22 protein-coding genes and 3 tRNA genes are annotated in these 24,506 nt (G+C 71.0%); 10 read left to right on the top strand and 15 right to left on the bottom strand.

From position 1 onward, the window contains the following. Positions 1-3: 3 nt before the first annotated feature. From Prum_RS29320 to Prum_RS29310, 3 genes are read right to left on the bottom strand one after another with little or no spacing between them, the layout of a single operon-like run. Entirely contained in the window at positions 4-1,767 is a 1,764-nt protein-coding gene (locus Prum_RS29320; protein ID WP_218577381.1) for an ABC transporter permease, read from the bottom strand. 1 nt (position 1,768) lies between these two features. Beyond that, complete coding sequence (locus Prum_RS29315; RefSeq protein WP_218577380.1) at positions 1,769-2,497, bottom strand: ABC transporter ATP-binding protein; 729 nt, start codon at positions 2,495-2,497, stop codon at positions 1,769-1,771. Further along, entirely contained in the window at positions 2,494-3,033 is a 540-nt protein-coding gene (locus Prum_RS29310; RefSeq protein ID WP_173079410.1) for a PadR family transcriptional regulator, read from the bottom strand. The genes Prum_RS29315 and Prum_RS29310 overlap by 4 nt, the downstream gene beginning before the upstream one ends. 121 nt (positions 3,034-3,154) lie before the next feature. Here Prum_RS29310 and Prum_RS29305 point away from each other — a divergent pair, with 121 nt between their 5' ends. The 3 genes from Prum_RS29305 (at position 3,155) to Prum_RS55210 (ending at position 8,809) form a co-directional block, all read left to right on the top strand. Further along, a complete protein-coding gene (locus Prum_RS29305) occupies positions 3,155-3,997 on the top strand; it encodes an alpha/beta fold hydrolase (RefSeq protein ID WP_173079409.1) in 843 nt (280 codons plus the stop codon). Between the two features lie 1,173 nt (positions 3,998-5,170). After that, complete coding sequence (locus Prum_RS29295) at positions 5,171-6,382, top strand: serine hydrolase domain-containing protein (protein ID WP_218577379.1); 1,212 nt, start codon at positions 5,171-5,173, stop codon at positions 6,380-6,382. Positions 6,383-6,679: 297 nt separating this feature from the next. Continuing rightward, positions 6,680-8,809 (top strand): cellulose binding domain-containing protein, encoded by a 2,130-nt coding sequence (locus Prum_RS55210; RefSeq protein ID WP_178132666.1) that lies wholly within the window; start codon positions 6,680-6,682, stop codon positions 8,807-8,809. Positions 8,810-8,855: 46 nt separating this feature from the next. On the opposite strand, the gene Prum_RS29280 is transcribed toward Prum_RS55210, so the two are convergent. Continuing rightward, positions 8,856-9,446, bottom strand: a complete 591-nt coding sequence (locus Prum_RS29280; RefSeq protein WP_173079407.1) for a TetR/AcrR family transcriptional regulator — start codon at positions 9,444-9,446, stop codon at positions 8,856-8,858. 82 nt (positions 9,447-9,528) lie between these two features. Between Prum_RS29280 and Prum_RS29275 the strand changes: the two genes are divergently transcribed. From Prum_RS29275 to Prum_RS29265, 3 genes are all read left to right on the top strand, one after another. Then, the gene (locus tag Prum_RS29275) at positions 9,529-10,371 is read left to right on the top strand and encodes an alpha/beta hydrolase family protein (protein ID WP_173084288.1); all 843 of its coding nucleotides are present in this window, start codon (positions 9,529-9,531) and stop codon (positions 10,369-10,371) included. Further along, positions 10,368-11,486, top strand: coding sequence for a YbfB/YjiJ family MFS transporter (locus Prum_RS29270; protein ID WP_218577378.1), 1,119 nt, complete (start codon positions 10,368-10,370; stop codon positions 11,484-11,486). Before Prum_RS29275 ends, Prum_RS29270 begins: the two co-directional genes overlap by 4 nt. Before the next feature lie 117 nt (positions 11,487-11,603). Then, positions 11,604-12,188 (top strand): dihydrofolate reductase family protein, encoded by a 585-nt coding sequence (locus Prum_RS29265; protein WP_173079406.1) that lies wholly within the window; start codon positions 11,604-11,606, stop codon positions 12,186-12,188. Positions 12,189-12,335: 147 nt separating this feature from the next. On the opposite strand, the gene Prum_RS29260 is transcribed toward Prum_RS29265, so the two are convergent. Beyond that, positions 12,336-13,907 carry a prenyltransferase/squalene oxidase repeat-containing protein gene (locus Prum_RS29260; protein ID WP_173079405.1) on the bottom strand — a complete coding sequence of 524 codons (1,572 nt, stop codon included), beginning with the start codon at positions 13,905-13,907 and terminating at the stop codon, positions 12,336-12,338. A gap of 67 nt (positions 13,908-13,974) precedes the next feature. Here Prum_RS29260 and Prum_RS29255 point away from each other — a divergent pair, with 67 nt between their 5' ends. Then, positions 13,975-14,685: a glycerophosphodiester phosphodiesterase gene (locus Prum_RS29255; protein ID WP_173079404.1), complete on the top strand. Its 711-nt coding sequence runs from the start codon at positions 13,975-13,977 to the stop codon at positions 14,683-14,685. Positions 14,686-14,691: 6 nt separating this feature from the next. Here the strand turns inward: Prum_RS29255 and Prum_RS29250 are convergent, their stop codons facing one another. Together Prum_RS29250 and Prum_RS29245 are read right to left on the bottom strand one after the other, a co-directional pair. Beyond that, positions 14,692-15,681 carry a helix-turn-helix domain-containing protein gene (locus Prum_RS29250; RefSeq protein WP_173079403.1) on the bottom strand — a complete coding sequence of 330 codons (990 nt, stop codon included), beginning with the start codon at positions 15,679-15,681 and terminating at the stop codon, positions 14,692-14,694. After that, the gene (locus Prum_RS29245) at positions 15,678-16,214 is read right to left on the bottom strand and encodes a hypothetical protein (RefSeq protein WP_173079402.1); all 537 of its coding nucleotides are present in this window, start codon (positions 16,212-16,214) and stop codon (positions 15,678-15,680) included. The genes Prum_RS29250 and Prum_RS29245 overlap by 4 nt, the downstream gene beginning before the upstream one ends. A 282-nt stretch (positions 16,215-16,496) precedes the next feature. On the opposite strand from Prum_RS29245, the gene Prum_RS29240 reads away from it, so the two are divergent. From Prum_RS29240 to Prum_RS29230, 3 genes are all read left to right on the top strand, one after another. Beyond that, positions 16,497-17,276 carry a hypothetical protein gene (locus tag Prum_RS29240; RefSeq protein ID WP_173079401.1) on the top strand — a complete coding sequence of 260 codons (780 nt, stop codon included), beginning with the start codon at positions 16,497-16,499 and terminating at the stop codon, positions 17,274-17,276. A gap of 80 nt (positions 17,277-17,356) precedes the next feature. Then, the gene (locus Prum_RS29235) at positions 17,357-18,166 is read left to right on the top strand and encodes a hypothetical protein (protein WP_173079400.1); all 810 of its coding nucleotides are present in this window, start codon (positions 17,357-17,359) and stop codon (positions 18,164-18,166) included. A 329-nt stretch (positions 18,167-18,495) separates the two neighbouring features. Continuing rightward, positions 18,496-19,134: an AAA family ATPase gene (locus tag Prum_RS29230; protein WP_173079399.1), complete on the top strand. Its 639-nt coding sequence runs from the start codon at positions 18,496-18,498 to the stop codon at positions 19,132-19,134. A gap of 18 nt (positions 19,135-19,152) precedes the next feature. Here Prum_RS29230 and Prum_RS29225 read toward each other — a convergent pair whose 3' ends face one another. The 8 genes from Prum_RS29225 to Prum_RS29190 form a co-directional block, all read right to left on the bottom strand. Then, positions 19,153-19,329 (bottom strand): hypothetical protein, encoded by a 177-nt coding sequence (locus tag Prum_RS29225; protein WP_218577377.1) that lies wholly within the window; start codon positions 19,327-19,329, stop codon positions 19,153-19,155. 149 nt (positions 19,330-19,478) lie between these two features. Beyond that, positions 19,479-19,553: transfer RNA gene (locus Prum_RS29220), tRNA-Val, on the bottom strand. Positions 19,554-19,566: 13 nt separating this feature from the next. Next, positions 19,567-19,637 (bottom strand) — tRNA-Cys (locus tag Prum_RS29215). A gap of 38 nt (positions 19,638-19,675) precedes the next feature. After that, positions 19,676-19,748, bottom strand: a tRNA-Gly gene (locus tag Prum_RS29210). 114 nt (positions 19,749-19,862) lie between these two features. Next, the gene (locus Prum_RS29205; RefSeq protein ID WP_173079398.1) at positions 19,863-20,882 is read right to left on the bottom strand and encodes a CapA family protein; all 1,020 of its coding nucleotides are present in this window, start codon (positions 20,880-20,882) and stop codon (positions 19,863-19,865) included. A 17-nt stretch (positions 20,883-20,899) separates the two neighbouring features. Beyond that, entirely contained in the window at positions 20,900-21,844 is a 945-nt protein-coding gene (locus Prum_RS29200; protein ID WP_173079397.1) for a TAXI family TRAP transporter solute-binding subunit, read from the bottom strand. Further along, positions 21,841-22,260 carry a roadblock/LC7 domain-containing protein gene (locus tag Prum_RS29195; RefSeq protein ID WP_173079396.1) on the bottom strand — a complete coding sequence of 140 codons (420 nt, stop codon included), beginning with the start codon at positions 22,258-22,260 and terminating at the stop codon, positions 21,841-21,843. The genes Prum_RS29200 and Prum_RS29195 overlap by 4 nt, the downstream gene beginning before the upstream one ends. Beyond that, on the bottom strand, positions 22,214-24,439 hold the full coding sequence (locus tag Prum_RS29190; protein ID WP_173079395.1) for a sensor histidine kinase: 2,226 nt from the start codon (positions 24,437-24,439) through the stop codon (positions 22,214-22,216). Before Prum_RS29190 ends, Prum_RS29195 begins: the two co-directional genes overlap by 47 nt. Between the last annotated feature and the right edge of the window lie 67 nt (positions 24,440-24,506).

The following is a 24,506-nucleotide window of genomic DNA, read 5'->3' as shown; positions in this document are numbered from 1 at the left end:
CAGTCACGTCGGTGCCGACCGGAGGGTGTCCGCGACCGGGCGCCGCGCGGCGGCCAGGGCGGGGATGGCGGTGAGCGCGGCGACGGCGAGCAGGACCGCCAGCGCCGTGGCGACCAGCCAGGCACCGGATGGGTACTGTATCTGGCCGTTGCCGACGGCCAGATACAGCCCGATGCCGGCCGGGATCCCGGCGGTGACGCCGGGTATGGCGGGAAGCAGTTGCGCCAGCGCCAGGCCCACGCCGGCCTGGCCGGGCGTAGCGCCGAGCGTACGGGCGACGGCCAGCGGCTGCCGGGCGTCGAGAACCGCGGTCCAGGTGCTCACGACGGCGTTGATGAGCGCGAGGATGCACAGCGCGACGGTGAGCACGAGCAGGGCCTTTTCGCCCCGTTCCACCCGGGGATTGGCGAGCTCCGTGTAGCCGAGGTCGAAGCGCACCACCTGGGTGTTGCCCATGAGCGTGGCGACGAGCGCGGTCGTGGTGATCAGGGTGTTCACCGTGACCAGCCGGGCGCGGCGCGGCCGGCGCGCGTTGATGCGTACCCCGATCAGCAGGGCGGTGGGCAGCCGCCGCGACAGCCAGATGCGCCACCGCCGGCGCCGCGGTGGCGTCGCGGCGTCGGCCAGCGCGTGGACGGTGCTGGTGGCGGCGGCGCGCACCACGGGTACCAGCGTCGCCGCCACAGCGATCGTGAGGGCGAGGGCCGTGACGGTGATCACCGTACGCAGCGCGGGTGGCTGGGCGTTGACGGAGCCGATGAGTCCGGCGCTGGGGCGGATCAGCACAGGTGCGGCGAACCAGCCCGCGGCCAGGCCCGTGGCGGCGGCGGCAAGCCCGATCACGAGGTACTCGGCGAGGTGCACGGCGGCGATCATGGCCGGTCCGGCGCCGACGGCCTTGAGCAGCCCCACCCGGCGGCGCTGGCCGATGATCCGGCCCGCGACGATACCGGCGACGCCGGCCAGCGCAAGGCCGCTGAGCAGCCAACTGCCGACGAGCAGCACCACCCGCGCGTCGCGGTACAGCCGACCGTTGACGTCGCCGATCTGCTGCCAGGTGGCGAGGTGGGGGCCGACGACGTACGCGGTGCTGGCCGCCGGGTCGGCGAGTTTGAGGTTGAGGGTGTACGACAGCGGCTGGCTGCCCGCGAGCGTGGCGATGTCGCCGCGGTCGACCCAGACCAGGCCGCCGCGCTCGACCAGGATGTCGTTCGGGTAGTGCCACCCGGCGTACGGATACGTCGCTCTCGCGGCGGTGACCGCGGTCCCGATCACGCGCAGCGGATGGCCGCCGACGCCGACCATGTCGCCGATGCGGATGCCGAGGGCGTCGGCGAAGGCGCGCTCGACGACCACGCCGCCGGGGCGTACCCAGGTGCCGTCGGTCACGGCGGGCCGGTCGATCGATACGGGTGCGGCGTCCCGGCCCTCGACGACGGCGTGCGCGGACCTGCCGCCGGCCGTCATCGTCAGGTAGGCGATCGGGAACGGACCGCTGTGATCGGTGACGCCGGCCGCGGTGGTCAGCGATGCGAGCTCGTCCAACGCCGCCTGGCCGGTGGCCATGGGCGTCACGATCACGTCCGGGCCCGCGGTGGCGGCCCGGGTCTGCTGGTACGGCCGGCCGGCGATCTCGTTGAGGGTGAGGCCGAGGGTCAGCGTGGCGGTGGCGGCGGTGATGGCGGCCAGGAGCAGGACGGTTTCGGTGTGGCGGCGGCGCAGGTCCCGCACCAATAGCCGGCACACGAGCAGAAGGCGACCCGCCACCTCAGCGCAGTCCATTGTAGACGGTGCCGGCGGTGGCGCTGACGAGCTGGCTGTCGTCGGCGAACGCCCCGTCGCGCATCGAGATCACCCGGTCGGCGACCGCCGTGATGCGGGCGTCATGGGTGACCACCACGAGGGTCTGTCCCGTGGTGCGCAGCTCCTCGAACAGCCGCAGCACGTCCAGGGTGGCGGCGCTGTCCAGGTTGCCGGTGGGTTCGTCGGCCAGCACGACGAGCGGCTCGTTGCTCAGCGCGCGGGCAATGGCGACGCGTTGGCGCTGGCCGCCGGACAGGGCCGAGGGCAGGTGCGTGGCCCGGTCGGCGAGCCCCACGCGGTCGAGCAGGTCCAGGGCGCGCCGGCGGGCCCGGCGGGGCGACTGCCCGGCCAGCAGCGCGGCCAGCTCGACGTTCTCCACCGCGGTGAGCTCGTCCATGAGGTGGAATGCCTGGAAGACAAAGCCGAGGGTGTCGCGGCGCAGCCGGGCCGCCGCCCGCTCGCTCATCGTGTCGATCCGGCGGCCGGCCAGCCACACCTGCCCGTCGGTCGGGCGTTGCAGCCCGCCGAGCATGTGCAGCAGAGTGGACTTGCCACAGCCGCTGGGCCCCATGATCGCCAGCGTCTGGCCGGCGGGCACGTCGAGGTCAACCTCGTCGACCGCGCGCACCAGCCCGCTGTTCTGGCCGTACTGTCTGGTCAGCCCGCGCGCCTGCAGGACCGTCGATCCGGTCACTCCCCCGCCTTCCGTCCGGTCCGATCACGCTCGGTCCACATGCGCTCGCACGCCTCCAGCCAGTCCAGGTCGGCACGCAGCCGCAGCACGACGCCCTCCAGCAACAACCCGGCGACCGGATCCACCGACCGGTCCAACGCGGCCCGCTGGGTATCGCGCAGCCGGCGCAGCACCTCGCGCCGCTGCGCGTCGACCAGGGCCACGGGATCGGCCAGCCGGGCGGTCGCGGCGGCCACCAGCTTGAGATGAAACTCGGTGAGGTCCGGCTTCGGCCAGCTCACCTCGGCCAGCCAGGCGGCGACCCGCTGCTGCCCGGCCGGGGTCAGCGCGTACACCCGGCGGTCGGGCCGGTCCGGCAGCCCATCGGCCCGCTTGGAGGTCACCAACCCCGCCTTGCCCAACCGGGCCAGCGTCGAATAGACCTGCCCGGCGTTCATCGCGTCGCCGACCGGGCCGAGCGCATCCCGTATCCGGCGGCGCAGTTCGTACCCATGCGTCGGCTCCTTCACCAGCATGGCCAGCACCACGTCCTGCACCCGGGGACACCCTTCATGTAGATCGCTAATAGATAGCCGCTATCTATAGGGCTGTCAAGTCCTCATCAACCAGGAATAGTGGGCGTGTTTGATGGCCACGCACTGAAGCCGAGGAGGTGCCATGGCAGTCATCGACATCCCGCCGGGGCCCGTCGAATATCGGGCCGCGGGGCCACCGGACAGCACCGCACCGCCGGTCGTGTTCGTCCACGGTCTACTCGTGAACGCGGAACTGTGGACGAAGGTCGCCGATGCCCTCGCCCGCCTCGGCATCCGCAGCTACGCCCCGGACCTGCCGCTCGGTGCGCACCGCATTCCGTGGACGGCGAGCACCGATCTCAGCCCGCGAGGCGTCGCCCGGCTGGTGAACGACTTCATCGCCGCGCTCGGGCTCACCGATGTCACCCTCGTCGGCAACGACACCGGTGGCGCGCTGTGCCAGTTCCTCATCGACACCGATCACAGCCGCGTCGGTCGCCTGGTCCTCACCAACTGCGACGCGTTCGACCAGTTCCCGCCCGCACCGTTCGGCCTGATCGTCAAGCTCGGACGCCGACCGGCAGTGCTGCGCGCCATGATGGAAACGCTGCGCCTCAAGGCACTGCGCCATTCGATGCTCGGCTTCGGCGGCCTGGTCCGCGACCCGCTCGACCCCGCGCTCACCCGTCGTTGGATCACCCCGTCGCTCACCGATCCAGCCGTCCGGCGAGACACCGCGAAGTTCCTGCGCCGCGTCGACCCGAAGGACCTCCTCGACGTCTCAACCAGGCTGCACGATTTCCCGAAACCGGTCCGGCTCGTCTGGGGCGCCGCCGACCCGTTCTTCGACATCGGCCTCGCTCAGCGCCTCCGGGACGCCTTCACCGACGCAACCCTCGTCGAGATCGCCGGCGGGCGGACATTCCTGCCCTTGGACGAGCCGGATCGGGTCGCCGACGAGATCCGCGCCAGCGCGGTCGGATAGTGCTGTAGCCATTGCCTGCGCGATCTCCTGAGCCGGGTACGGCGTTGCCCGGCTTTCGCCGAACAGCTTCCAGTAGAAGCCGTTCATGACGGCCACGACGGGCGCGTAACGGCTGATCAGCTCGGCGACCGGCTCGGGGGCGCCGGCGGGTCGGGCTCCTGCGGCACAGCGGCGGATGTAGTCGTAGCGCTCGACGGGTCCGCCGCTGTCGGGGGCAGCGATCCCGACGACGTTCGCGACTATCCAGTTGAGCAGTTCCCTCATGGCGTAGCAGGCGTCGTGGCTCGCGTTGAGGGCGAGGAAGTCCCTCTCGTCGGTGGACAGGTCGAACCGGGGCGAGGTGGCCAGGCCGAGATCCGCGAGGTAGAGCCGGTGGCCATCAGTCAGGATGTTGCGGAAGTGGGCGTCGAAGTGCAGCAGACCGTTGGCATTCATGAAGGCGATGTCGGCGCGGAGGCATCGCTGCACCATGGCGCAGGCGGCGGTGACGGCGTCCGAGCCGGCGGCGAGTTGGCTGGTCAGCCAGGCATCCAGGGTGTGCGGGATGTATTCGAGAAACAGCACCACGCTCGCCGACGCCGTCGCCACGGCTTGGATCCGCTCCCGCACCGCCGCTGAGCCGTCCCAGTACGCGACGGCCCGTTCGACATCGGCGAGTTCGTCGGCCAGCGGCACCGCCCCGGGCAGCACCCGCCAGTGGTAGAGCAACGGGAACGCCTCGGTCCGCCGAGCCAGTACCCAGTTGGTCGTCAGCACGTTGGCGGCCAGTTCCCGCCACGCTCCGAATCCAGGGTGGCCGCCGAGGCCGTACTGGCAAGAAGGTGGAAGCCCGAAGAGGTTCGCGGTGGACATGACGTTGTCCGGCTCGCGCTCCAGGTCGGTCAGCGGGATCCGCTTCACGAAGACGAAGGCATCGGCGATATCCAGCAGCGCCGAGGTGCCCCCGATGCCGGACCCGATGGCCGGTGCCGCGTCGACGAGCTGACCAAGCTGGTGATCGCTGAGTAGGGCCAACGCCGTGGACACATCGCTGTACTTGACCACGCGGGCCCAATGCGACACGTTGCCGAGCCTAGTGGTAACGCCAGGAAAACACGCTGGCGTGTTGTATCCCCACTGGCCGGCCGGATCCGATCCGGTGCGACACCCGGCCGTCATGTGAGGAGCACTCCCTTGGCATACGAGAACAGGCGCGCGTTTCTGCGGGCCGGTCTGGCCGCCGCCCCGGCGGTCGTCGGCGGCGCCTGGGCGCTGCCGAGCGCGGCCAACGCCACCGGCACCGGATCGACCGGCGCGACGCCGACGCACGCCACGCCGATACCGGCGGCGCTGCGTCCGGGCGGGGAGATCGACCAGTACCTGGGCCAACTCGTGGCCGCGGACCAGTTCTCCGGCACCGTCCTGGTGAGCCGCGACGGTCATCCGGTGCTGTCGCGCTCGTTCGGCTACGCCGACAAGAAGAAGGGCATCCGCAATCGGGCCGACACCATCTACTGCCTCGGCTCGGTGACGAAGCTGTTCACCGCGATCGCCGTCGCCCAGCTCGCCCAGCGCGGCTCGCTGACACTGGTCGACCCGATCGGCAAGCACCTGAGCGGGTTCGCCGCCGAGGTCGCCGACAAGGTCACCATCCACCATCTGCTCACCCACACCTCCGGCCTGTTCGACTTCACCCGGGCCTCGGGGTATTTCGAGGAGTCGGCCACCTGGACGACGCCGGAGCAGATGATGGACGGCACCCTGCGCTACGTCCGCACCGAGTCGCTACTCTTCGCGCCCGGCGCCGGCGAGCAGTACAGCAACTCCGGCTTTCACGTGCTCGGCTGCATCATCCAGAAGGTCTCCGGCCAGTCGTACTACGACTACGTTCGCGAGCACGTCTTCCGGCCGGCCGGCATGACCGACTCGGACTTCACCACGCTGCCGCAGTGGAAGAGCGGAAGCCGCTACGCGCACCCGTACCCCACCGACCGGTCGGGGACGCGGAACGACGCCCTCGACGGGGACGCCTTCTCCTACATCGGCAACCCGGCCGGCAACGCCTTCGCCACCGCTCCCGACCTGGTCCGTTTCGCCCTGGCGCTGCGTGGCGACACGCTGCTGGACGCCGCGTACCGGGAGATCTTCCTCACCCCGAAGCTGCCGAGGCCGCCGCAGGCGGCCAAGCCCGGGCTGCCGGCGGTCACCCCGTTCGTCAGTTACGCAGCGGCCAACTCGCTCATCAACGGCCGGTGGGTCGCGGGACACGGCGGCGGCGCGCCCGGCGTGTCCACCGGCGTCGACTGGTACCCGGGGGCCGGCTGGACGGTGGTCGGCCTGAGCAACTACGACGGGTCGCCCGACGCGAACGTCAACCAGCGGCTACGCCCGATCCTGACCAGCTAGAGACGTCTCGCGGTGAGGGCGAGGAAAATCAAAAGATGTTGAGCTGCCGCGACGCCCGTCGCGGTCCAAGCCGTCGCTCCCGCGGCCTCACCCTCCGCGGTCCACAACCCGCCCCGGCCCGCAGGGCCGCCCAACGGCCTTCCACGCCGAGCCCAAATAGCCGAGCCCTGTCCCTACCGCCCACAGCGAACCTCGTTGCATTGACCATCATAGATGCAGCGGCTACGCTGACGACTCGGAAACCGGTTGCCGAGTCTACGTCGCGCGACCGCCAGTAATAGGAGGGCAGGCAGGAAAATGAGACGGCAAACGATTGCCTTGGCGGTGACCGGGCTGGTCACCGTCTCGCTGCCCGTCCTCGTCATCGGGCAGGCGCAGGCCGCCGCCGGCTGCCGCGCGACGTACGCGGTGACGAGCCAGTGGCCGGGCGGGTTCGGCGCGAGCGTGAACCTGACCAACCTCGGCGACCCGGTCACCAGCTGGCGGCTCACCTGGTCGTTCCCGGCCGGACAGGCGGTCACCCAGGGCTGGAACGGCACGTTCACCCAGTCCGGCGCCGACGTGACCGTCGTCAACGTGAGCTGGAACGGCTCGCTGGGCACCGGCGCCACCGTCGGCGTCGGCTTCAACGGCTCGTGGAACAACAGCACGAACCCGCCGCCCGCGTCCTTCGCGATGAACGGCACGGTGTGCACCGGCAGCCCGACGACCCCGACCGCGGGCCCGACGACGGGCACCACCCCGACCGCGAGCCCCACAGCGAGCCCGACCGTGGTGCCGACCGCGACCGGGACGCCGCCGCAGCAACCGGTCGGGAGGGTACTCACGGTCGCTGTCGGCTCGCCGTTCCGCCCCGTCACCCACGCCGCCGCCGGCGGCCTCTACGCCCTGGCCGAGAACAACCGGCCGGCCGACTCGATGCTGCTGCCGCTGCGCCTGAACAAGCTGGTCCAGCCGGCACCCGGCGTGGGGCAACAGCCGAACGGGCAGCCGCCCGGCGGTGATTCGTTGCTGATCGCGCCGCAGGCCGACCGGGTCGGCGCCGGGCAGTACATCCGCATGCCAGACATCTACCCGAACTTCCCGTACCAGTGGGTGAGTTGGTCCGACTGGCTGTCCAAGGTGGACACGATGGTGACCGCCCGGCTGAACGCCACGAACGTCAGCAACATCGCCGGGTGGGAGATCTGGAACGAGCCCGACTGGACCTGGAACACCAGCGCCGCCGGCAGCTTCAACGAGGGCTGGGTGCGCACGTACCGGCAGATCCGCGCCCGCGACACGGTGACACCGATCGTCGGACCCGGTACGGCCGGCTGGCAGCCCTCCTACATGCAGTCCTTCCTCAGCTACGCCAAGGCCAACAACGCCCTGCCCGACGTGGTGGTCTGGCACGAGCTGAACCGCACCTCCGCGAGTATCGCCGCGAACGTGGCCGCCTACCGGCAGATGGAGGCATCGCTGGGGATCAGCCCGCGGCCCATCTCCATCAACGAGTACGCGTGGACCGACGAGGTGGACGTGCCGGGCCGGGTCACCAACTACATCGCCAAGCTCGAGCGCGCCGGCGTCGCCGACGCCGAACGCGCCTTCTGGTACGAGTACGGCACGGTCAACGGTCTGGTCGTCAACAACAACCAGCCGACCGGCACCTGGTGGCTCTACAAGTGGTACGGCGAGATGGCCGGCAACATGGTCGCGACCACACCGCCGAGCCAGAGCGGGCTGGACGGCTTCGCCGCATACGACAGCACCCGCAGGATCGTCCACGTGGCCCTCGGCGACGAGTCCGGCACCAACAGCGTGCGCCTGACCGGACTCGGCGCGCTCGGTGCCACCGCCCGGGTCACGGTCGAGTCCACGCCGGCCAACGGCCGCTTCACCGCCGTCACCGCCCCCACCGCCGTCTCCACGGGCACCTACCAGATCTCGAACGGCGAACTCGTGGTCGTCATCCCCAACATGGTCGCCGGCAGCGCGTACCACGTGGTCGTCCAGCCGACGAGCGGCGTGCCGGCCTACCAGCAGCGCTACGAGGCCGAAAACGGGTCGGTGTTCCGCGCCGCCACGCTCACCAACTCCGCCGCGTCCAACGGCGGCTATGTCGGCGGCATCGCCAACTGTTGCGACGCGCGCAGCGGCAGCTACGTGGACTTCGTCGTCAACGTGCCGTCCGCCCGGTCGTACACGATGACCGCGCGGTACGCCAACGGCGGCGGTAGCACCGCGACCCAGGGCCTCGCCGTCAACGGCGGCGCCTGGAACGTCGTCAGCTACCCGGCCACCGCCGGCTCGGGCCAGTTCGGTTCCGTCACCGCGACGGTCAGCCTGAACGCCGGATACAACGTCATCCGCCTGGCGAAGGGTGCCCCGCGCTTCGCGGGCGGCACCGGATCCGTCGAGCTCGACTACATCGAACTGGCGTGAGCGCGAAACGCGACCCTCGCGGTGCGGGTGACCAGTGAGGGTGCAGTCATTTCCTGCGTCCTTGCGATTCGAGTAGGGCGAGGGCCGCGTGTTTGGCGAGCCGGGCGGCGTCGGCGTCGGCGTGATGGTCGGCGAGGACGGTGGCGCCCACCCGGAGGGCCAGGATCTGTTTGGCGAGGTTGACAGGGTCGGAGGCTCCGGCACGGCGGGCGATGCCGGTCAGCACGCCGAGCTGGCGTTCCAGGTGCTGACGGGCCACGTCGCGGGCCGGGCCGTCGTGGTGTTGGGTGGCGGCGTTGAGGATGGCGCAGCCCCGGAAGGTGGGTTCGTCATGCCATTGCGCGAGGGCGTCGAAGACCGCGGCGAGCTGGTCCACAGGGTCTTCGCCGGCTGCGGCGACGGTGTCGTGCACCCAGCTCATGATGCGGTCGCTGCGGGTCTCTAGAACGGCCCGTACGAGGCCATCCTTGGAGCCGAAGTGGCGGTAGAGCGTCTCTTTGGAGACGCCCATCGTCGCGCACAGCTCGGCCACTCCGATGCCGTCGAGGCCGCGCTGGTAGAGCAGGCGGGTGGCCGCGCGCAGGATGCCGGCGCGGGTTTGGGCGGGATCGAGGGTCGCGCCCTTGGCAACAGGCATGCCTCAGATGGTACCGATCGGTTCGAAGCGTCTGCTAGCCTCGTGCCTTATCGAACCGATCGGTACCATCTGAGAGGTGATCATGGCGACCGACTTCTTTGCGACCGACCCGCTGAATGCCGCCATTCCGGCTAGCACGCCGGCGGTGACGTTCGCCAGCGGCGGCGAGGCGTTGCTGGGTGTGCTGCATGTGCCGGCGGGTGCCGGGCCTCATCCGATCGTTGTGCTCTTGCACGGATTTCCGGGCAACGAGCGAAACTTCGACCTGGCCCAGGCGCTACGGCGCGCCGGGTACGCGGCCCTGGTGTTCCACTACCGCGGCTCGTGGGGGGTCGGTGGTTCCTGGTCGTGGCGCAACGTGCTCGACGACGCCGCGCGCGTGGTGGCAGCCGTCCGCGAGGAGGCCGTTTCCGCCGCCTACCGGCTGGACCCGCGGCGCGTGGCGGTGGTCGGTCACAGTCTCGGGGGGTTCGCCGCGCTGATGACCGCCGCGGCGGACGAAGGGGTCGGTGCGGTCGTCTCGGTGGCCGGGTTCGACTTCGGCACGGCGTCTGCGGCTTGCCGGGCCGACCGTTCCGTCCGGGCGGCGTACGTCGAGTCGTGGGATGAAGAGTTGCTGCCGCTACGGGGCACCAGTGGCGAGGCGCTCGTCGCCGAGATGGAAGCTGCCGGCCAGGCGTGGAGCTTGGCCCGGCTCGCACCGAACCTGGCGGATCGGCCGGTGTTGCTTGTCGGGACCGGCCGGGACATGGTCACTCCCGCCGAGGTGCACCACTGGCCGCTGGTCGAGGAATATCAGGCGTATCCGGTAAGCCGACTGGACCACCGGCTCTTGCCCACCGATCACGCATTGTCCGACCACCGGGTGGCGTTGGCCCGCACGATCGTGGACTTTCTCGACCGGCACCTGCGGACGCCAGCGTGACGGTGCCGCGGTGGCAGTCGGCTCGCCTCGCGCTGGGCACGGCGTCCGCGCTCGGGCTCGGCCGCTTCGCCTACGGGCTGGTGCTGCCCGCCATGGCCGAGCGGCTGCGGTGGGATCTGACCCGCGCCGGCGCGATGACCACCGCGAACGGGCTGGGCTACCTTGCCGGGGCGATGGCCACCGCGGCGGTGACCCGCAGGCTGGGCATCGTGGCGACGTTTCGACTCGGCATGGTGCTGTGCACCGTCGCCCTCGCCGCGACCGCCACAACCACGCGCTATCCCGCGCTGCTCGCCAGTAGGGCGTTGGCCGGGTTCGCCGGGGCGTTGGTGTTCGTCGCCGGGGCTGTCCTCGCCCCGACCACGGTCTACTTCGCCGGTACCGGGCTCGGGATCGTGCTCGCCGGCGCGGCCATCCCGCCGCTCGTGGGCCACCATCCACAGCACTGGCCGCTGGCCTGGGCGGTGCTCGCGGTCGCCTCCGGGTTGGCCGCTGCGGCGAGTTGGACCGCCGCCCGACCTACGACGACCGCCGCCGCCAGCGACCGGCTGGTCCGCCCGGTCCGTCGACTGTGGCCGGTCGCGGCGGTCTACCTCCTGTTCGCGGCCGGCTACATCGCCTACATCACCTTCCTGTCGGCCTACCTCGCCGGCCGGCACGCCTCGACGGCGCAGACGGCACTCACCTGGATCCTGCTCGGCCTGGCCGTCATGACCGCGCCCACCGTGTGGCAACGCCCGATCAGACACTGGCCGGGCGGCCGAATCCTTGCCGTGCTGCTGGGCATCATCGCCGGCGCCGCCGCGCTCGTATTGCTCGTACCGATCCCCGCGGTCGTGATCGTCTCCGCTCTCGCCTACGGCGCGACTTTCATGGCCGTGCCGGCCGCGGTCACCGCCCTCGTCCGCGGTGCCACGCCGCCCGAACGACTGACCGACGCGTTGTCGACCTTCACCGTCATCTTCGCCGCCGGGCAGATGGCCGGCCCATGGCTCGCCGGGGCCCTGGCCGACCACACCACCGCCGACGCCACCCTCGGCTGGACCGCCACGCTATGCGGCATCGGCGCCGTCGTGGCCGCTACCGCTGTGACACCGACGCCTCGTTACCCCTGAAACGAACCCCATCGAAAGAAGTCCGGGAGCGGGTGTCGGATCGGGGCCGTGGCGTTCGTTGCAGGGGTGAGGGCCACCCACCGAGGGGCGCCCACGGCACTCACGCAGGAGAGCATCATGACCGCCACCTACACCTTCGACGTCTTTTCCACCCTCGACGGCTTCGGCTCCTACAACAGCAGCGGCGACTGGGGCGGCTACTGGGGCAAGCAAGGCCCCGAGTTCCTCGACCGCCGCCTGGCCCAGTACAGCCAGGAGCAACGGCTGGTCCTCGGTGCCACCACCTTCCGGGAGTTCGTGCACTTCCTCGGCCCGGGCACCCAGGATTCCACGATGGACGACCCGATCAACACCCGGATGAAGAACATGCCGACCACGGTCGTGTCGGCCACACTGCACGGACCCCTGGACTGGCCCGACGCGACCGTGCTCAGCGGCGACGCCGTCGACATCGTCGCCCGGCTCAAGGCAGAGTCCACCGTGCCATTGCGCTCGCACGGCAGCCTGTCGCTGAACCGGGCACTGATGGCCGCGGGCCTGGTCGACCGCGTCCAGCTGACAATCTTCCCGGTGATCTCCGGTCAGACCGGAACCGACCCGGTCTTCCAGGGCGCCGCCGACTTCGACCTCGAACTACTCGAGAGCCACACGCTCGACGGCCGCATCCAAGAACTCATCTACCGGCCCACCCTGCACGCGTAAGCGGTGTCCATGTTGGACTCCGGCGGGCTTGTCTCGCGGACCTGGCAGCGCAGGTCGGGGATTTCGGCTCGCTCTGCGAGCCGCCGACCTGCGCGGTGCCCGCGGGAGCATGCGGCCCGCAGGTGACGCGGACCGGGGTAAATCGACTCACTGCTTGGGCAGGAGCCGATCCAGCAGGCCGGTGGAGTCGGCGGTGAAGGCCACCACGTCGATCACCAGGAGCCGCAGGCCGAGCAGCGAAATCAGGGCCGGCGCGTCGGGCGTGGGTGAGTCCAGCACCCAGGTGAGCACGGCCGCCGGGACCAGCGCGCTGACGCTGGAGGTCAGCGCCTTGAGCAGGGACGTCTGGGCAGCGGTCTTGACGCCGAACCAGAGCAGGAGCAGAGCCGCGATGCCGGCCAGCGTCACGGTCAGCCGGGCGCCATCGACCTGCGCGAGTATGTTGGCGACGTCCGGGTTGATCACGGCCAGGGCGGTGATGGTGCCGAGAACCAGCCCGGCGGTGCGGTCGACCACGTCTCGATCCATGAGCGCGTCGACCACGCGCACCCACCAGCGCGCGTTCACCGCGCTGTACAGCAGGTCGTAGAAGTAGGTGCCGCGGGCGAGGAACGGCGGTGACACGGCCGGCAGCCGCCAGCGCCACTGCCAGCCCGGATGGTCCTCGGGAGCGGCGTCGACGTGCCGGGAGGTCTCCGCCAGTGCGATGGCGGCGATCTCGGTCTCGGCGTACGCATCGGCCGTCGGGGCGAGGAACTGCCGTTGCCGGCGGGAGAGCCGGTGGGTCAGCCGCTCGTACCGCGGCAGGTGGAGCAGGTCGAGCTGCATCGCGGTACGTACCGCGAAGGCGTGGTCGATCACCGTACGCGGCGCGACGCCCTGGAGGGCGTTGCGGAACCAGTGTCGGGCCCGGTCGAGCGCGGCCGTGACCTCGTCCGCGCCGGCGATCCCCGCGCCCTGCGCGGTACGCAGGGCGCGTACCGCGTTGAAGCAGTTGTGTACGGCCGGCTGGTGGCCCGGCACCTCGGCCCAGCCGCCGTTGGGTTCCTGCACGGCTAGCAGGAACCGCACACCCTGCGCGATGACCTCGGCGGGCCCGCCGGCACCGATCAAGCAGGTGACGACGTGGCTGGTCGAGCCGGTGACCACCGTCCGTTCGATCGTGGAGTACGCCCAGGCGGCGCCTACCGGCTGCGAGATCGCGGTATCGACCAGGTACTCCCGCATCGCGTCGAGGCGAGCGGACAGCGCCGGATCCCCCAGCAGGCCCAAGGCGCGCAGCGTGCGCGAGGTCTGGCCGGTCTCGCCGTACCCGGCTGACACGATCAGCGGGATGCTGCCATCGGGCAACTGCCGGTCCAACAGCCAGTCCACCACCCGACGCAGCGTCGGATCCGACCGCCGAGTCTCGCCGAGCTCGGCGGCAAGCTGGATGTACCGGATCGCCGGGCTGCTCTCCTCCACCGGGATGCTGGGCCGGCGGTAGATGCAGCCACGCTCGTCCACCCGGTCGCGTAGCTGCCACAGCGCGAACGCCACCACCGGCGGGACGCGGACCCGTTGCCAGCTCTGCAGCAGGTGAGCGATGCCGAGCTGGTGGCGGGGGATGCCCAGCTCCTCAAGCTGGCCAACAAGCTGGGCGTCGCTAAGGCCAGTGATGGAGCCGTCCGAGCTGATCAGGCTCAACCGCCGCCACAGCCCGGGAACCGGTGAGGTCAACGCGCCAGTTTGGACTACAGGCACATCGATACGGTAGGGGCAGAACCCGACGAGCGGAAGGAACGCTATGACCTCCGGACGATGGTCCGACCGGCGGTTGCCACCACTGGGGCCGACCGCCGTGCGCGGCGCCGATGAGGTACTGCAGATCGCCCACCGTGGCGGCAACGGCGGAGCCGACGACTACCGGCCCGAGCACCTCGCCCGCATCGCCGCCTGGGGATGCCATCTGGTCGAGGTCGACGTGCGGGTCGGCGCCGAGGGGGCTCTGGTGGTGCATCACGATCCCCAACCCCCGCCCGCCGCCCCGCCCGCGGCGCTGGTCATCCGCGCCGCCCGACACGCCGGACTCGGGGTTTATCTCGACATCAAGGACCTCACCCCGGCCACGGCGGACGACCTCGCGGCGCTGCTGGCCGCCGAGGACATGTCCACGCGCGCCATCCTCGCCTCGGCCGACCCGACACTGCTGCGCCTGTGCGCCACGAGCGCGCCACGGGTACCCCGGTCGGTACTGTTCCGTTCGGTATCGCAGGACCCGGTCGCGCTGGCGCGCGAGGCCGATGCGGCGTTCGTCCACCCGTGCTGGGAGGACCAGCCGCGGCCAGACAAGCTGATCGACGACCCCTGGCTCGCCGCCGTACGCACGCACAGCCTCGGTGTGATCACCTGGCACGAGGAACGGCCGCAGGTACTCGCCCACCTGCTGCGGCTGCGCGTGGACGGGATCTGCACCGACGACCCCGCGCTGCTCGCCCGCCTCGCCCGAACTCCGTGACCGCCGTCATTGGGTGTGGGGAGGGGCGACCAGGCGCCGTACGCCAAGGGCCAGGCCGAGCTGAAACCGGTTTTCCACGCCGAGCCGGTCCATCAGGGAACGGATGACCGTGGTCACGGTGCGCATGCTGATCCGCAGCTCACGGGCCGCCGAGGCATCGGTGTGCCCGCGGGCCAGCAGCGCGGTGAGGGCGTGCTCGCGTGGGGTGAGCTCGATGCGGGGATGCACCGGCGCGGTGTGGCCGGCCGCCCAGTGCCGCTCGAAGTGCTCCACGAGCGCGGCCACCACCGACGGCTGCGTGACCTCCAGGTAACCGCGGCTGACGTCGGTCGGCGCCACCGGGAAGAGCGCGACCTTGCGGTCCACCACGAAGAGCTTCATCGGCACGGCCGCCATCTCCCGGTACGCCGGTCGAGGGTCGGTTGAGGGGCGCCCGAACGGCGACATCGGATCCGGTGTGGTCGGCTGGACGCCGAGCACCCGCATCGAGACCCCGCGGTCGAGGAGCGCGCGGTCCATGGCGACGGCCGGCCGCGCCGCCTCGGCGTCGAACCGTGGCTCCGGATTCATGGCCAGATGCTCGTGGCGGGCGAGCGCGACGAGCTCGACCAACCGGGCGCGGCTCGCCGCCCGCGTCCGTAGGTGCCGCAGCCCCTCGCCGAGGTCGGTCGCGTGCGCGACCACCTCCGGTACGGGCTCGCCGGCCGCCGCCGGGGTCTCCCGGCGCGCCTCACCCGTGGCCTGAGCCGCCTCCTTGGGCGAGCGGGACACCCAGAAGACGCCCCGCTCGCCGGCGAACCGGCGGGGCGTGGCCAACCCGAGGGCGGCCAGCCGGTCGACGGCCTGGTCGACCCGGCGGCGCGGCATGCCCAACTCGCGGGAGAGCTCACCGGCGGTGGCCCGGCTGAGCGTGGCGAGCCGGCGGTTGACCAGGTCGGCATCCGGCGAGGGGCCGCGCCCGATCACCGAGACCGCCGGTGCAGCGTGCGCTGTCACAGGCAGGTCCCGCAGGTCGGGCCCTCGGAGTCCACCGATTCCCGTCTCACCCCGACCAGGAATCGTGGATCCCCGGTGGAAATGGGTCCGACGACCGGCTGCTCCCCCGGGCCGCCGACGTCGACGCCGATACACGCCGCCCGGCCGTCGTAGGCGTACGCGACGCAGAGCGCCGTCATGGTGGGCATCAGGACGCGGCGAAGACCGTCGATATGGAAGGTGAACGACGTCGGCGAGGACACGGTCTCGTACGGCACGAGCCGGCTGCGGATGCCGCGCTCAGGGTAGTACCGGACGATGGCGAACCCGTCGGTGAGCTCGTTGCCGGCGCACGGCTGGATCCAACCGGATATCCAGAGCGTCGGATTGTCGAGCCCGTCCACGTCGTGGCGGACCTCGGTGATCGCCCCGGTGGCGCAGGGGGCCGGTGACCAATCCGGCGGCACCCCGTCGGCCGAGGCCGGCGCGGCGAACGCGAGGACGAGCGCGATCGCCCCGAGCACCGCCAATCCGGCGCGGCGGTAACCAGCCATCGCGTCGCCTCCCCAGTACCCGCATGGTCAACTGCGTCATCATGCAACCAAGCGTCGGCGACGCAGTCACGTGACGTTGCCGATTCGTGTCCAAGGCTGCGTATTTACGCAGCGGCCCCCGGCCCGGCCGCGGGTTGCGTGATCGCGCGGGCCACCCGCCACGTGATTGCGCGAAATACCGCCGGCCGGCGACGCGTGACGCGGTTTCCGTTGACCATCCGCGAGCCTCGATCAGAGCATCACACCTGCCGATGGATCGGTACCGACTCCGGGAGGGTGCATGTGAGAAGACTGCGTAAGGGTCTCGTCGCCGCGACGATGTCGCTGGTGGTGGCGGCGGGCGTGACCGTACGGCCGGCGCCAGCGGCGGCCGCTGTCCCGTGGACACAGATCGCCGTCGCGGTCGCCTCGTACCTCTTCTCGAATAGCGGGGGAGGCGGCAGCGACCTGGAGCGTGCCAAGCAGGAGATCATCGCGGCGATCAACGCCTCGCGGGACGCGATCATCACCGAGATCGACAGGATCGCCAGCGCGGACGTACGGGCGTGCACCGAGGCCGCGACGACGCTCGTCAACCAGATCGACCTGATGGACGACTTCACGCTGTCGGTGTTCGCGTTGAACGCGGTGGAGTGCGCCAGCCGGTCTACGGCGTACTTCGACGCCGTCGCGAACAAGGCGGAGGCCGACCGTATCGGCAAGCTGATGGGCCAGATCTTCGCGATCGCGATGGTCGGCTTCCGGAAGATGGGCTTCCCGGCCACCGACCTGCTGGCCCAGCTCATCCGCGGGTACGAGGCGGTGGTCGTGAAGCTCGCGCCGACCTGCACCGAGAACGTCCTCCGCGAGTACGACGACAGGGGACGCCTCGTGACCGTCGAGATCCAGTACACGTGCGTCGCGTACAACGGCGACTCGGCCTTCGGCTCCGAGCTGTACTACCTCGCCCGGCTGGTCACGCCGCCGCTGGACCGCGCCCAGGTCAGCGCGGACGCCACCAGGAACACCAGCCGGGCCGTGGCCATGGCCGCGCTTCCGCAACTGCGCGCTCTGCAGGTCTGACGCGACACCCGAAGGGGGCTCCGGACGCCGTCCGGAGCCCCCAACCCCGTACGTCGATATCGCTCTTGAGAGGAGTGGATGTGAAAAGAAGAACTGGACCGCTCCGGCTGATCCTGGCGGCCGTCCTGGGGGTGGCCGTGGTACTGCCGGCCACCGCCCGCCCGGCGAGCGCCGACCAGGACTACGGAAGGGTCACGATCGACCTGCTCCGGAGCCTGCTGGACAAGGGCGGCGACGGCAGACTCTCGCCGGACGAGGTCGCGTCCCTGGTCCTCGAGGCGATCGGCGCGATCACCGACGTCAAGGTGGACCTGTTGGCGCGGCTGGACGCCCAGGCGGTCGCCGACCTCCGGGCGAAGACGGCGACCGCGACGACCAGCGTCAACTACCTGCGGTACCCGCACACGGCCGCGACGTACCTGGGAATCGTCAACCCGGCGGCGCACCAGGCCAAGGAGTACCTCGCGTTGGTCGAGTCGGACGCGGCGAAGGACGCCGTCGGACGCGCCATGATCACCCTCTACTCGGCGCTGCTGGTGGCCGAGGCGAAGACCGGCGTCCTCAACCCGAACACGCGGTACGCCGACTACCGCGCAGCGCTGGAGGAGCTCCGGCGCCAGTTGGAACCGCACTGCGAGGAGTCCCTACCCGGCGAGCACCCCAACTTCTACGCCTACAGCTGCACGTTCAACGGCCGGACCGTCGCGGGCTACCAGCGGCTCAGGGCGGACGGTCAGTGGGAGTACACGCACGTCGGCGACGGCTCTCCAGCCAACGTGTGGCTCCCGGGGGAATACGACCGCGAGATCATCGCCGGTCAGACGATGGACGGCACCGCCGACGAGCTCGCCGAGAAGGCGCTGCTCGAGCTGGCCGCGCGCGGCTACTGACCGTCGCCAGGTCTGACCCCTCGGCACCGCGGACGGGGCCCGGGCATACCGCCTGGGGCGTGTCTGGTGGATCTTGTGGGTGCGAGGCGAGGTCCAGGCGGCGTCCGGTGGTGCCGGGCGGAAGGTCGCATACCGGTGTTGTATGCGGCCTTTCGACCGGTGCCGCTGGTCGTCGTCTGGGCCCGCCGCAGCCCCACAAAGATCCACCAGACACGCCCCAGGTCTCGTCCGCGGCCGGGCGTGGACTCTTGCTATGGTGCACGTGCTAGAGACCCCTTCCGCATGTGTCGGACGTGTCTGTCGTTGCGACGCGGAGGGAGCGCTAAATCATGCCACGTCTCTATGGTCCCGGCCACTTCACCGAAGACCCCTATTCACAAATCGTTTCGCCACATGGCATTCCTGTGGACGACCTCGTCTCTGTCCTCCAGAAGGAGATCAGGCGCGGTCACATCGACAACGCCGTTCTCGCCGCCTACGAGATGTTCATAACCTCGCCGGATGTCGCCCAGCACCTGTGGATGCGTCTACGGCTCATCGCGGTCGAAGACGTGGGCATGGGTCTGCCCATGGGACCTGTTCTGATCGACGTACTCCATCGCAACTTCAACGCCAGCCCGGATGGAGCCTGGATGATGGCGTGCCACGCCGTTCGTTTGCTCGCTTCCGCACCCAAGGACCGGACCAGTTCCGAGCACGCCGGTTGGGTCGCTACGAAGGCCGCTCTCGGAGAGGCGCTGGTCGAGGTCCCGGACTACGCCCATTGCGTGCACACACGTGCCGGCCAACAGCTGGGACGCGGTCTGACGCAGTGGTGGGAGAACGGCGCTCAAGTGCGCGATGAAATACCTTCGGCGGATCATCGGTACCGCGAGGAACTGATCGAGATTCATCGCCGCGATGAGGCGGACAACGGAACCGCGCCCCGTTCGTCGCGTTGGGCAACCGCGACTCCCGACAGCGACTGAGCGGCCCAATTGGGCGAGTCATCGCGATCCGGGCCGTTCGATCATGTCGAGCCGGCGTCGTAGCAGGGCGCGTTCTGGCTCGGTGCCGGCCAGGTCGATCGCCTCGCGGTAGGCGGACGCGGCCTCGGCGTGGCGGCCGAGGCGGTGCAACAGGTCGCCCCGGGCGGTGGGGTAGGGATGGTAGCCGCGCAGCAACGGCTCGTCGGCCAGCTCGTCGAGCAGCGCCAGGCCCGCCTGCGGGAGCTAGATGATCTCTGCTCCCTTTTGCTCCCAGCGGAAGCGCTAAAAGCAAAACGGCTCGCTACCTCAAGATCGGTAACGAGCCCGTGACCTGCGTAAATAGATGGTGGGCGATACTGGGTTTGAACCAGTGACCTCTTCCGTGTCAAGGAAGCGCGCTCCCACTGCGCCAATCGCCCGTATATGGTGCCGAGGTGGAGACGGGATTTGAACCCGTGTACACGGCTTTGCAGGCCGTTGCCTCGCCTCTCGGCCACTCCACCGAGGTGACCCCGACGTCTTGTGTCGCGGCCTCACTCCGAGCGGACGACGGGACTCGAACCCGCGACCCTCACCTTGGCAAGGTGATGCGCTACCAACTGCGCTACGTCCGCACTGCCTGCCACCAACGTTTCCGGGCGACGGATGAGAACTTTAACCCAGTCCCGAACCAACTGCCAACTCGGTTCCCGCACCGGCGCGTCGTGCGACATAAGCCCCATTTCACCTCATAGACCCGTACACCCCCGTAGATCCACGTATTTACTCTGTATCCGGGCACTCTCCCGCGCGGCGGGCAGTGCCGGCTGGCCGGTGCGGCGGGAGATGACCGCCGGCACGAGCTCGGTGGCGGCCACTGTGCCGCCGCGCAGGGTCACGCGCAGCACGCCCGTGTCGTTGCTGTACGCGTCGTCCCGCCACCACAGGAAGTTTCCCAGGCCGTACTGCACGTAGGTCCGGTCCAGCCAGCCGTCGCCGAGCAGGAGGTGGGCGTGGGTGCCGATCACCACGTCGGCGCCGGCGCGGGCCATGGCGGTGGCGAAGCCGCGCATCTGCGCCGTCGGGCAGTCGTTGCCTTCCTGGCCCCAGTGCACGTACACGACGACCACGTCGGCGCCGGCGCTCGCCGTGCGGACGGCGGCGACCGCGCGCGCCCGCTCGTGGGCCATCGCGATGCCGGCTCGCGCCTCGGTCGCCCGCCACCGCTCCCACAGCTCACCCACCTGGCTGAAGCCCAGGAACGCGATTGTCGTCCCGCGTACCGTCGTGGTCCAGGCGGCGTAGGCGGCCGCGGCGTCCGCGCCTGCTCCTACCGCGGGTACGCCGGCCGACCGCGCCGCGGCCACGGTGTCGGCGAGGCCGGTGCGGCCGTAGTCGAGCGCGTGGTTGTTGGCCAGCGAGACGACGTCGACGCCGGCGGCTTTCACGGCGGCGTACGCGCTGGCCGGCGCCCGGAAGAGGAACTCCTTCGGCTCAGGGGTGCCGCGGGTCGTGACGGCGGTCTCCAGGTTGACCATCGCGACGTCGGCGGCGGCGAGCGTGGCGGCGATGGGCCCGAAGGCCGTCTCCGGGCGGTCCAGTAGGGCCGCCGTGCGGCCGGCGAAGTGCACGTCGCCCGCGAAGGCAAGGGTGACGTCCGCGGGCGGCGACGAGGGCGCCGGAGCCACCCACGCGCCGGGCCGGGCGGAAGGCGTACAGGCCGCCAGCGCCGCACACAGGACAACACCGGCAGTACGGATCAAAAACACCCATATCAGGGTACGGCTTATCCGCCCTGGTAGAACCGTTGGGCGCCCGGATGCAGCGGCACCACCCCGGTACGCCCGGCGTTGTCCCGCAGCATCGAGCCCCACTCCGGGTGGCCCGCCACCAACTCCTCCCGGTGCTCGAAGATCAGCGCGGTGAGGTCGTGCGCCAGCGACTCGGGCATCGCCGCGTCGACGACGACCAGGTTGCCGACGGAGACGGTAGGTATGTCACCGGGCAGCCCGTACGCGCTGGCCGGGATGGACCCCGCCGCGTACGTGGCCGGGAAGAGCCGGTCCAGCTCCGGGAGCAGCCCGTCGAGCGGCAGGAAGCTGACCCGGGCCCCCGAGCCGACCAGCTCGGTGATGCCCACCGTGGGCAGCCCGCCGGACCAGAAGGTCGCGTCGATCGTGCCGTCCTCCAGCCCTCGGGTGGTGGCCGACAGCGACAGGCTGACCCGCCTGATGTCCCGGTCCGGGTCGAGGCCGGCGGCCCGCAGCAGGCGCAGCGCCAGGAACTCGGTGCCGGAGTTGACCGTCCCCGTGGACACCCGCTTGCCGCGCAGGTCGGCCGGCGACTTGATGCGGGCGTCGGCGCGCACCACGAGGTGGGTGTAGTTCTGGTAGACCACGGCGAGGGCGCGCAGCTGGCGCGGGCTCTCCGCGAAGGTGCCGCGCCCGCGTACGGCGTCCGCCGCCACGTCGGCGAACGTCAGCGCGATGTCCACGTCGCCCTGGCCGAGGCGCAGCAGGTTGTCCGCGGAGCCGGCGGTGGGCGCGACGATCGCCTCGAAGCCGGACAGGTGCGCGGTGATCACGTCGGCGTACGCGCCGCCGACCTGGTAGAAGACGCCGGTCGTGTTGCCGGTGCCCACGACCAGGTGCCCCGCGCGCAGGTCGCCCGGGGGCTCGGGGGCGCAGCCGGCCAGCGCCAGCACCGCCAGCGCCCCGAGGAGCCGCCTCACGATGGCCGGGTTGCGGGCTCCAGCGCCGCCGCGACGCGCCGGGCCAGCACCGCGGTCTCGTAGCCGACCTGGCCGAGGTCCGCGCCCGGCTCGGCGAACACGGCCAGGTACGCCCGGTCGGCGACCGACATGATCAGGAGTACGCCGCCGTCCATGTCCAGCACGGACTGGCGGATCTGCCCGGTCTGCATGCACTTCGCCGCGCCGGTCGCGAGGCTGGCCAGCCCGCTCGTGATCGCGGCGAGTTGGTCGGCCTGGTCCGGCTCGATCTGATCGGAGGAAGCCAGCGCGAGCCCGTCCACCGACACCGCGACCGCGTAGACGATCGCCGGCACCTTGCGGGCGAACGAGGTCAGCAACCAGCCCAGGTCACCGTAGTCGACGAGGCCCGGAGGGGAGTCCGTAGCGTTTTTCATGAAGGTCCTCCGGGTTGTGTGCCTCAGGTGTGGGTGTGGTTGGTGGTCCCGAACGGCGCCCGGCCGCAATGCCACTGGCCAGACTCGACAACCGCGCCCGAACTTCATCGGGATCGGGCGTCCCGTGGATGGGACGCCCCGCGACAGGCCCGCTGGGCAACGCCGGGGTAGGCGTCCGCCGTGGCAACGCCGCACTCCAGGATCGACTGATCGACCGTGCCGTACGTGGCGGTGGGGGCAAGGGGGCGAGCATGCGTTCGGGGAGGGTCACGGTGGCGGCGGTGCCGCCGCCGGCGACGCTGGTGAGGCGGACCTGTACGCCGTGGCGCTCGGCCAGCCGGCCCACGACCAGCAGGCCCATCGTGCCGACCAGCGCGCTCGTCAGCGCGGACGGGTGGGCGATCCGGTCGTTGGCCTCGGCGAGGTTGTCGGCGGTCAGGCCGATGCCCTCGTCGAAGATGGTGAGCGTCACGTGGTCGACGGCCTGCCGGGCGGCGACCCGGACCAGGGTGGTGGGCGGCGAGAAGCTGGTCGCGTTCTCCAGCAGCTCGGCGAGCAGGTGCACCACGTCGCCGACTACGTGCGCGGCGACCGCCACCAGGGGCGTGGCCACGGCCTCGATGCGCGCCGGCTCCTCGATCTCGGCGGCCGCGAGGCGGATCACGTCGCGTACGGAGACCGCCTCGACGAACCGGCGCCCCGGGTCGCCGCCGGCCAGGACCAGCAGGTTCTCCTCGTTGCGGCGCATCCGGGCGGCCAGGTGGTCCAGGGCGAGCAGCCGCGCCTGGGCACCTAGGTCGGCCTCCGCGCGGGCGAACTCCTCCAGCATGTGGAGCTGCCGCTGCACCAGCGTCTGCCCGCGCCGGGACAGCGCGGTGAACGTGGCCGCCATCTCCATGCGCAGCAGTGCCTGGTCGGCCGCCAGCCGCAGCGCCTGCCGGTGCACGGTGGAGAACGCCGTGGCCAGCTCGCCGATCTCGTCGGTACTGGCCGGCAGCATCCCGTCCACTCTGGACCCGGACTCGGACAGCATGCCGCGTACGGCGGACTCGTCGCGGGCGCCGGACACCTGGGCGACGGCCTCGGGCAACTCCCGGTGGGCGACGGTCAGGGCGGCGGCGCGCATCCGGCGCAGGCGGCGGCTGGTGCGTACGGCCTGGATGATCGCCCCGGCCAGGGCCAGGCCGACGAGTAGCCCGGTCAGTACGCCGACGACCAGGGTGCGGGTGTGCGCGGCGACCTGGATGTCGTACGCCTCGCGCTCCATGCCGACCGACAGCTCGGACTGCATGAGGCGGAGCCGGCGCAGCAGCCCGCTCTGGGCGACGTACCAGACGTCGGGGTCGACGCGCAGCGACGCGGGCGCCCCGCCGGACGTGAGGACCGCGTCGCGCAGCTGGTGAGCGCGGGCGACGTCGGTGCCGGACACCAGCTCCTCGAAGCGCCGGGCGGCCGGGCCGGGCAGCCGCTCGATCACCTCCAGTTGCTGCTCTTCGGCGCCGGCCCAGCCGGCCAACTGGACCAGCTCGCCGGGCTGCAGCGCCTGCCGGGTGAACACCCGCCGCAGCAGGTCGAGCTGCTCGGACGCCAGGTGCTCCAGCTCGGTGACCAGGACGACCGCGCGGGCCCGCTCCACCAGCGCCGGCTCGGTGAGCTGGCTGGGCACCGCGTCGGCGATACCGATCATGGCGTGGGTCACCGCGTTGTACGCGTCGAACACCTCGGGCGAGCCGTCCGGCGAGCTGACCGCGATGGCGCGTACCCGGGGCAGGATCTCCAGCACGGCGTCGGCCGCGTCGAGCATCGGCGCCAAGCTGGGCGCGGCCTCGCGGGCCTGGTCGGCGGCGTCGGCGAACCGGACCCGGGCGGCGTCCGTGCGTACCCGCTGGGCGGTCAGGAGCTGGCTGCCGGCCTGACCGCCGCGCAGCCGGAGCGCGTTGGTCTCGGCGTACTCCAGCTCGGCCTGGTGCGCGAGGGCCACGCCGGCGTTGGCCGTACGGGCGAGGACGCGCGCGTCACCGGCCCGCGTCGACTCGGTGAGCGCGGCACGCGTCTGGATCACGCCCAGCGTGACCAGGCCGACTGTCGCCACGAGCACCGGCAGCAGGATGCGTACGCCGATCGAGCGCAGTGGACGGAGGCGATGCTGGTGCGGGGCGACCTCGCCGGAAGACACCACCCGCTCACGATCGGCCCATTCGGCCCGCTACGGCATCCCTGCACAGTCACCTCGCGCGAACCGATCG

The organism is Phytohabitans rumicis (assembly GCF_011764445.1).
Classification (GTDB): domain Bacteria; phylum Actinomycetota; class Actinomycetes; order Mycobacteriales; family Micromonosporaceae; genus Phytohabitans; species Phytohabitans rumicis.
This window is presented reverse-complemented; position numbering and strand designations above follow the sequence as displayed.